The 7,704-nt window shown below is 57.9% G+C and carries 16 protein-coding genes; all 16 read right to left on the minus strand.

Annotation, left to right across the window (positions count from 1 at the left end):
* Nucleotides 1-3: 3 nt before the first annotated feature.
* A complete protein-coding gene (gene rpsN / locus ASG19_RS13450; protein WP_062457744.1) occupies nt 4-309 on the minus strand; it encodes a 30S ribosomal protein S14 in 306 nt (101 codons plus the stop codon).
* A gap of 33 nt (nt 310-342) precedes the next feature.
* Nucleotides 343-900 (minus strand): 50S ribosomal protein L5, encoded by a 558-nt coding sequence (rplE, locus tag ASG19_RS13455; RefSeq protein ID WP_062457747.1) that lies wholly within the window; start codon nt 898-900, stop codon nt 343-345.
* Nucleotides 893-1,201, minus strand: coding sequence for a 50S ribosomal protein L24 (rplX, locus tag ASG19_RS13460; RefSeq protein ID WP_062457750.1), 309 nt, complete (start codon nt 1,199-1,201; stop codon nt 893-895). The genes rplE and rplX overlap by 8 nt, the downstream gene beginning before the upstream one ends.
* Before the next feature lie 12 nt (nt 1,202-1,213).
* On the minus strand, nt 1,214-1,582 hold the full coding sequence (gene rplN / locus ASG19_RS13465; RefSeq protein ID WP_052638136.1) for a 50S ribosomal protein L14: 369 nt from the start codon (nt 1,580-1,582) through the stop codon (nt 1,214-1,216).
* Nucleotides 1,583-1,818: 236 nt separating this feature from the next.
* The gene (gene rpsQ, locus ASG19_RS13470; RefSeq protein ID WP_062457753.1) at nt 1,819-2,055 is read right to left on the minus strand and encodes a 30S ribosomal protein S17; all 237 of its coding nucleotides are present in this window, start codon (nt 2,053-2,055) and stop codon (nt 1,819-1,821) included.
* 12 nt (nt 2,056-2,067) lie between these two features.
* A complete protein-coding gene (gene rpmC / locus ASG19_RS13475) occupies nt 2,068-2,268 on the minus strand; it encodes a 50S ribosomal protein L29 (RefSeq protein WP_007770142.1) in 201 nt (66 codons plus the stop codon).
* A gap of 12 nt (nt 2,269-2,280) precedes the next feature.
* Nucleotides 2,281-2,694, minus strand: coding sequence for a 50S ribosomal protein L16 (gene rplP, locus ASG19_RS13480; RefSeq protein ID WP_062457756.1), 414 nt, complete (start codon nt 2,692-2,694; stop codon nt 2,281-2,283).
* A gap of 38 nt (nt 2,695-2,732) precedes the next feature.
* Nucleotides 2,733-3,470: a 30S ribosomal protein S3 gene (rpsC, locus tag ASG19_RS13485; RefSeq protein WP_062457759.1), complete on the minus strand. Its 738-nt coding sequence runs from the start codon at nt 3,468-3,470 to the stop codon at nt 2,733-2,735.
* The gene (gene rplV, locus ASG19_RS13490; RefSeq protein ID WP_062457763.1) at nt 3,470-3,859 is read right to left on the minus strand and encodes a 50S ribosomal protein L22; all 390 of its coding nucleotides are present in this window, start codon (nt 3,857-3,859) and stop codon (nt 3,470-3,472) included. Before rplV ends, rpsC begins: the two co-directional genes overlap by 1 nt.
* Before the next feature lie 2 nt (nt 3,860-3,861).
* On the minus strand, nt 3,862-4,140 hold the full coding sequence (gene rpsS / locus ASG19_RS13495) for a 30S ribosomal protein S19 (protein ID WP_062457765.1): 279 nt from the start codon (nt 4,138-4,140) through the stop codon (nt 3,862-3,864).
* A 16-nt stretch (nt 4,141-4,156) separates the two neighbouring features.
* Nucleotides 4,157-4,990, minus strand: coding sequence for a 50S ribosomal protein L2 (rplB, locus tag ASG19_RS13500; protein ID WP_062457768.1), 834 nt, complete (start codon nt 4,988-4,990; stop codon nt 4,157-4,159).
* An 11-nt stretch (nt 4,991-5,001) separates the two neighbouring features.
* Complete coding sequence (locus ASG19_RS13505; protein ID WP_062457771.1) at nt 5,002-5,295, minus strand: 50S ribosomal protein L23; 294 nt, start codon at nt 5,293-5,295, stop codon at nt 5,002-5,004.
* Entirely contained in the window at nt 5,292-5,912 is a 621-nt protein-coding gene (gene rplD, locus ASG19_RS13510) for a 50S ribosomal protein L4 (RefSeq protein WP_062457774.1), read from the minus strand. Before rplD ends, ASG19_RS13505 begins: the two co-directional genes overlap by 4 nt.
* 14 nt (nt 5,913-5,926) lie before the next feature.
* Nucleotides 5,927-6,568, minus strand: coding sequence for a 50S ribosomal protein L3 (gene rplC, locus ASG19_RS13515; RefSeq protein ID WP_062457777.1), 642 nt, complete (start codon nt 6,566-6,568; stop codon nt 5,927-5,929).
* Between the two features lie 37 nt (nt 6,569-6,605).
* A complete protein-coding gene (gene rpsJ, locus ASG19_RS13520; protein WP_003547547.1) occupies nt 6,606-6,914 on the minus strand; it encodes a 30S ribosomal protein S10 in 309 nt (102 codons plus the stop codon).
* A 312-nt stretch (nt 6,915-7,226) separates the two neighbouring features.
* Nucleotides 7,227-7,704, minus strand: a 478-nt coding sequence (locus ASG19_RS13525; RefSeq protein ID WP_244476157.1) for an EF-Tu/IF-2/RF-3 family GTPase, incomplete at its 5' end; no start/stop codon positions are given.

Raw genomic sequence — 7,704 nt, forward strand, 5'->3', positions numbered from 1 at the left:
TCCTTACCAGCTCGACTTGACGATGCCCGGCACTTTGCCGAGGCTGCCGAGTTCGCGAAGTGCAATACGCGACATCTTAAGCTTGCGATAGAAAGCGCGTGGGCGACCGGTGACTTCGCAACGGTTGCGGATACGCGTCTTCGAGCCATCGCGCGGCAGAGAAGCGAGCTTGATAGTTGCCTTGAACCGCTCTTCGATCGGAAGTTCCTGGTTCATGATGGTCGCCTTCAATACAGCACGCTTGGCTGCATGGTCCGCGACGGTCTTGCGGCGGCGCTTGTTCTTTTCAACTGCGCTGGTTTTCGCCATATCGGAGTTCCTTTTAAACGCTCGTCGTTACGGTTACTGGCGGAACGGGAAGTTGAACTCTTTCAGGAGAGCCCGTGCTTCGTCGTCGTTGGTAGCCGTCGTGCAAACGATGATGTCCATGCCCCACATCTGATCAACCTTGTCGTAGTTGATCTCCGGGAACACAATGTGTTCCTTGATGCCCATGGCGAAGTTGCCACGGCCGTCAAAGGACTTCGGGTTCAGGCCGCGAAAGTCGCGAACGCGCGGAAGCGCGATGTTGACCAGTCGATCCATGAATTCGTACATGCGGGCGCCGCGAAGCGTAACCTTGGCACCGATCGGCATGAATTCGCGAACCTTGAAGCCCGCGATGGAATTCCGTGCCTTTGTGATGACCGGCTTCTGGCCGGCGATCGCTGCAAGGTCGGCTGCTGCAACCGTTGGCTTCTTGCTGTCGGCAGTTGCTTCGCCCACACCCATGTTGATGACGATCTTGTCCAGCTTGGGGATCATCATGTCGTTGGAGTAGGAAAACTGCTCCTTCAGCGCGGCGCGGATGCGGGAAACGTATTCCGCCTTGAGCCGCGGCTCATACTTGGACTCAGCCATCGATCACATCTCCCGTACGCTTGGCGACACGCACCTTCTTACCGTCGACGACCGAGAAACCAACGCGAGTTGGCTTACCGTCTTTCGCGGCAACCGCGATGTTCGACAGATGGATGGACGCTTCCTTGTTGATGATGCCAGCTTCCTGCGTCTGCGACTGACGCTGGTGGCGCTTCACCATGTTGATGCCGCGAACGACCGCGCGGTCTTCCTTCGGCATAACCTGGATTACTTCACCGGTGCGGCCCTTGTCCTTGCCGGTCAGTACGACGACGTTGTCGCCCTTCTTGATCTTCTGCATATCTCTCGCTCCTTACAGAACTTCAGGAGCCAGCGAGATGATCTTCATGTGGTTCTTGGCGCGAAGTTCGCGCGGAACCGGTCCGAAGATACGGGTGCCGATCGGCTCTTTCTTGTTGTCGATGAGGACCGCTGCGTTGTTGTCGAAGCGGATGACGCTGCCGTCGGCGCGACGGATGTCCTTGGCGGTACGCACAACCACCGCCTTCATCACGTCACCCTTCTTCACGCGGCCGCGCGGAATAGCTTCCTTGATCGAAACGACGATAACGTCGCCGATCGAAGCGTACTTGCGCTTGGAGCCGCCCAGCACCTTGATGCACATGACACGACGTGCGCCGGAATTATCCGCCACGTCGAGGTTTGTTTGCATCTGAATCATGTCAGGTCGCCTTTTTCTAATGACCAACTATCCGCGCGCATGAATACGAACGGAGCTGGCTATGAACACATTTTCAGTATGCGCGGGATCGGTCTTGCCAAGGTGGTTTCCCTAAGTGGGACCTTCCGTGCGCTGAAAGCAAAAGAACGCTCGTTTCCGAGCGTTCTACGCCAGTGGCGTGCTTCTTACAGGATTCTGTGTCCGACGCAAGGGCCTGACGCAAAATCCTGAAGTCTTTAAGCCTGGGCGTTGATAACCGTCCAGGTCTTGTCTTTGGAGATCGGGGCGCATTCCTGAATGGAAACTACGTCACCAACCTTGAACTGGTTGTTTTCGTCATGGGCCTTGTACTTCTTGGACCGGCGAACGGTCTTCTGAAGCAAAGGGTGAGCGAAGCGGCGCTCGACGCGGACAACAACGGTCTTCTCGTTCTTGTCGGAAACGACTACGCCCTGCAGAATGCGTTTCGGCATATTATTCTTCCTTTAGGCCTTGGCTTCTGCCGCCTTCTGGCGGGCAATGGTTTTCACGCGAGCGATATCCTTGCGGACCTCGGTGATGCGCGAGGATTTCTCGAGCTGGCCGGTGGCCTTCTGGAAGCGCAGGTTGAACTGCTCCTTCTTCAGGTCAGCAAGCTTGTCCTTGAGCTGGTCGGCGGTCAGGCCGCGTACGTCTTCGGCTTTCATCGTGCCTTCTCCTTAATCTGCGATGCGCTGTACGAAGCGCGTCGTGACCGAGAGCTTGGCAGACCCGAGGCGAAGTGCCTCGCGCGCGATCTCTTCCGAAACGCCGTCGATCTCGAACATGATACGACCAGGCTTGACCTTGCAAGCCCAGTATTCGACAGAACCCTTACCCTTACCCATGCGCACTTCGGTCGGCTTTGCCGTGACCGGTACGTCTGGGAATACGCGGATCCATACACGACCCGCACGCTTCATGTAACGTGTGATCGCGCGGCGAGCCGCTTCGATCTCACGTGCGTTGACGCGGTTCGGTTCCTGAGCCTTCAGACCGAATTCGCCGAATGCGAGGTCGAAGCCACCCTTGGCAACGCCCTTGATGCGGCCCTTGAACTGCTTGCGGAACTTGGTACGCTTTGGCTGCAACATTTTATTACTTCTCCGAGCTTATCTTTCGCCAGCGCTAATCAAGCGTTTTCACGTTCGCGGCGACGGTCGCCACGATCGCCACGCTCACGGCTTGCCGGACCCTGCGCATCGCCTTCCAGCGCGCGACGTTCCGACGCCATCGGATCGTGCTCAAGGATTTCGCCCTTGAAGATCCAGACCTTGATGCCGCAGATACCGAATGCGGTTTCGGCTTCAGCCGTACCGTAGTCGATGTCGGCGCGCAGTGTGTGCAACGGCACGCGGCCTTCGCGGTACCATTCGGTACGAGCGATTTCCGCGCCACCGAGACGGCCGGCGCAAGTGATCTTGATGCCTTCGGCGCCAAGACGCATGGCGGACTGAACAGCACGCTTCATCGCACGGCGGAAAGCCACGCGGCGTTCGAGCTGCTGGGCGATCGACTGGGCAACGAGCGTTGCGTCGACTTCCGGCTTGCGCACTTCAACGATGTTGAGGTGCGTTTCGGAGTTGGTCATCGTGGAGATCTTCTTGCGAAGCTTCTCGATGTCCGCACCCTTCTTGCCGATGATCAGACCCGGGCGAGCCGAGTGGATCGTGACGCGGCACTTCTTGTGCGGACGCTCGATAACCACCTTGGCGATGCCGGCCTGCTTCAGCTCGGACATCAGGTATGCGCGGATCTTCAGGTCTTCATGAAGCAGCTGGCCGTATTCGGCGTTGTCGGCGAACCAACGGCTGTCCCATGTACGGTTGATGCCGAGGCGAAAACCGATAGGATTGATTTTCTGACCCATTATGCGGCCTCCCCTTTTTCCTCGACTTCGCGAACGACGATCGTCAGATGCGCGAACGGCTTTTCGATCCGCGATGCACGGCCACGGCCGCGAGCGTGGAAACGCTTCATCGTGATCGACTTGCCGACGTAGGCTTCCGCTACGATCAGCGTGTCGACGTCGAGGTCATGGTTGTTTTCGGCGTTGGCGATAGCAGACTCGAGAGTCTTCTTCACCGTGCCTGCGATGCGCTTGCGGGAGAACTCGAGTTCTGCCAGAGCGCGTTCAACCTTCTTGCCGCGGATCATGGCGGCAACCAGGTTTAGCTTCTGCGGGCTGACGCGAAGCGTACGGGCGACTGCCTGTGCTTCGTTGTCCTTCAGCCGGCGTTCGGTCTTTGCCTTCGCCATGATTACTTCCTCTTCGCCTTCTTGTCCGCGCCGTGACCGTAATAGGTCCGGGTGGGAGCGAATTCACCAAACTTGTGTCCGACCATGTCTTCGTTGACGCTGACCGGCACGTGCTTGTTGCCGTTGTAGACGCCGAACGTCAAACCGACAAACTGCGGCAAGATCGTGGACCGACGGGTCCACATCTTGATCACTTCACTGCGTCCGCCTTCGCGCACCTTCTCAGCCTTCTTGAGAAGATAGCCGTCAACAAACGGACCTTTCCAAACTGAACGAGCCATTTAACGACTTCCTCTCTTACTTCTTGACGTGGCGCGAGCGCATGATGAACTTGTCCGTGGACTTGTTCGAACGCGTGCGCTTGCCCTTAGTGGGCTTGCCCCACGGGGACACCGGATGGCGTCCACCAGAGGTACGGCCTTCACCACCGCCGTGCGGGTGGTCGACCGGGTTCATGACAACGCCGCGGTTATGCGGACGCTTGCCACGCCATACGGTACGACCGGCCTTGCCGTCGTTGATGTTGCCGTGATCGGGGTTGGAGACAGCACCGATCGACGCCAGGCAGGAGCCCGGAACGAGACGCTGTTCACCAGAGTTGAGGCGCAGGATCGCCATGCCGGCATCGCGGCCGACGAGCTGCACATAGGTGCCGGCGGAGCGAGCAATCTGACCGCCCTTGCCTGGCTTCATTTCGACGTTGTGAACGATCGAACCAACCGGGATGAACTGCAGCGGCATGGTGTTGCCGGGCTTCACGTCGACAGCCTTCGAGGAAGCGATGACCTTGTCGCCTGCAGCAAGACGCTGCGGAGCGATGATGTAGGCCTGTTCGCCGTCCGTGTAGGTGACGAGCGCGATGAACGCCGTACGGTTAGGGTCGTATTCCAGACGCTCGACCGTGCCTTCAATGTCGAACTTGCGACGCTTGAAATCGACAAGGCGATAGGTACGCTTGTGACCACCGCCGATGAAGCGGGCAGTGATACGACCGTTGTTGTTGCGACCACCGCTCTTGGACAGACCTTCAGTCAGCGACTTGAGGGGCTTGCCCTTCCAGAGGCCCGAACGGTCGACGATAACCAGCTGACGCTGGCTCGGGGTCGTCGGATTATAGCTTTTCAGTGCCATTTTTCTTTACCTCAGAGACCGGTGGAGATGTCGATCGTCTGACCTTCGGCCAGGGTTACGACAGCCTTCTTGACGTCCTTCTGCTTGCCGATGAAGCCCTTGAAGCGCTTCACCTTGCCCTTGCGGACCAGCGTATTGACGGCAGTGACCTTCACACCGAAGAGAGCTTCCACGGCAGCCTTGATTTCCGGCTTCGAAGCAGTCTTGGCAACGTTGAAGACGATCTGGTTATACTCGGAAACCAGTGTCGACTTTTCGGTGATCGAAGGAGATACGATCACATCATAGTGGCGAATGTCGGTCACTTGAAACGCTCCTCGAGGGCTTCAACCGCAGCCTTGGAAAGCACGAGCTTACCGCGACGCAGGATGTCGTAAACATTGATGCCCTGGACCGGCAGAACGTCCACATTCGGGATGTTCTGGGCTGCGAGCTTGAAGTTGCTGTCGAGCTCAGCACCGCCGATGAACAGCACGTTGGTGAGGCCGAGCGATGCGAACGTACCGACGAGAGCCTTGGTCTTTGCTTCAGAAGCAACCAGGTTGTCGATGACGATCAGATCTTCAGACTTCAGCTTTGCAGACAGAGCGTGACGCAGAGCAAGAGCGCGAACCTTCTTAGGAAGATCATGCTCGTGGCTGCGAACGACCGGGCCGTGTGCACGACCACCGCCGCGGAACTGCGGAGCGCGAGCCGAATGGTGACGAGCGCGGCCCGTACCCTTCTGCTTGAACATCTTCGCACCGGTGCGAGCAATCTCGGAACGGCTCTTGGTCTTGTGCGTGCCCTGCTGCTTCTTAGCGAGCTGGTAACGCACCATGCGTGCGAGGATATCCTCGCGTGGGTCGAGGCCGAAAATCGCGTCCGACAGGGAAACCTGGCCGGCGTCTTTTCCCTCGAGGGTCTTGACGTTGAATTCCATAATAGCTGGCTCCCTTACTTCGCGGCCGACTTGACGGCGTCGCGAACTTCAATCCAGGCGCCCTTGGAGCCGGGAACGGCACCCTTGACGAGGATCAGTCCGCGGTCTTCATCCGTCGAGACGATTTCGAGGTTTTGCGTGGTGATACGCGTCTGGCCCATGTGACCAGCCATGCGCTTGCCCTTCCAGACCTTGCCCGGATCCTGGTTGTTACCAGTCGAACCGTGCGAACGGTGCGACACGGAAACACCGTGGGTCGCCCGCAGACCACCGAAGTTATGGCGCTTCATAGCACCGGCAAAACCCTTACCGATCGAAGTGCCGGTGACATCCACCAGCTGACCAGCAGCAAAATGACCAGCCTTCAGCTCAGTGCCGACGTCGATCAAATTTTCTTCGGAAACGCGAAACTCAACGAGCTTCGACTTCGGCTCGACATTAGCGATGGCGAAGTTGCCACGCATAGCCTTGGAGGTGTTCTTTACCTTGGCGACGCCAGCACCGAGCTGAACGGCAACATAGCCATTCTTCTCAACAGTGCGCTGTGCGACAACCTGGCAGCTCTCCAGCCGCAAAACGGTAACCGGGATGTGCTCACCAGCGTCGTTATAGACGCGGGTCATTCCCACTTTCTGTGCAATTACACCCGAACGCATCGGTTCAATCCTTCTCACTCAGCTCGAGACATAAGCCTCAGAGCTTGATCTCAACATCGACACCTGCGGCGAGGTCGAGCTTCATCAGCGCGTCCACGGTCTGTGGTGTCGGGTCTACGATATCGAGAAGGCGCTTGTGTGTGCGCATCTCGAACTGCTCGCGGCTTTTCTTGTCGATGTGGGGGGACCGGTTAACCGTAAACTTCTCGATGCGAGTCGGAAGCGGAACGGGGCCCCGGACGCTTGCGCCGGTGCGCTTCGCCGTCGACACGATCTCACGCGTCGAAGCGTCGAGAATGCGGTGATCGAACGCCTTCAGGCGAATGCGGATATTTTGGCCGTTCATTCGACGTTATCCTTGTTTCTTGTTTCCACGTGCCAACGTTACAGCACGAGTTGTTCGTTATCCTAAGGCGGGACCACCAGTGTCAAAGATCGAACGGGTGCGCCAACAGCGGCAGTCCGTTCTCGTCTCCAGGCCGAAGGCCCACCTTAATGTCTTTGGCAATTGCCTGCCTCGATAAAACGAAGCAAGGCGCAAATAGCGCTCGCGCGCCATTTGCTACATTTTCATGTCATAAGCAAGTCAGCAGGGCCAACTTGCTTAAAAAAAGTGAACCGGGCGGGACCCGAAGAACCCGCCCTGCCCTCTGATTTGTTACTCGATGATCGAGGCAACGATGCCGGCGCCGACGGTACGACCGCCTTCGCGGATCGCGAAGCGGAGCTTTTCTTCCATCGCGATCGGAACGATCAGCTCGACTTCAACGGTGACGTTGTCGCCTGGCATAACCATTTCCGTGCCTTCAGGAAGCGAAACGATACCGGTCACGTCCGTTGTACGGAAGTAGAACTGAGGACGGTAGTTCGTGAAGAACGGCGTATGACGGCCGCCTTCTTCCTTCGTCAGGATGTAGGCTTCTGCCATGAACTTCTTGTGCGGCTTGACCGAACCTGGCTTGCACAGGATCTGGCCACGCTCGACGCCGTCACGCTGTACGCCACGGATCAGAGCGCCGATGTTGTCGCCGGCCTGGCCCTGGTCGAGCAGCTTGCGGAACATTTCAACGCCGGTAACAGTCGTCTTGGTCGTGGCGCGGATGCCGACGATTTCGACTTCTTCACCAACCTTGACG

This window comes from Rhizobium sp. Leaf306 (genome assembly GCF_001423425.1).
In the GTDB taxonomy this organism is placed as follows: Bacteria; Pseudomonadota; Alphaproteobacteria; order Rhizobiales; family Rhizobiaceae; genus Neorhizobium; species Neorhizobium soli.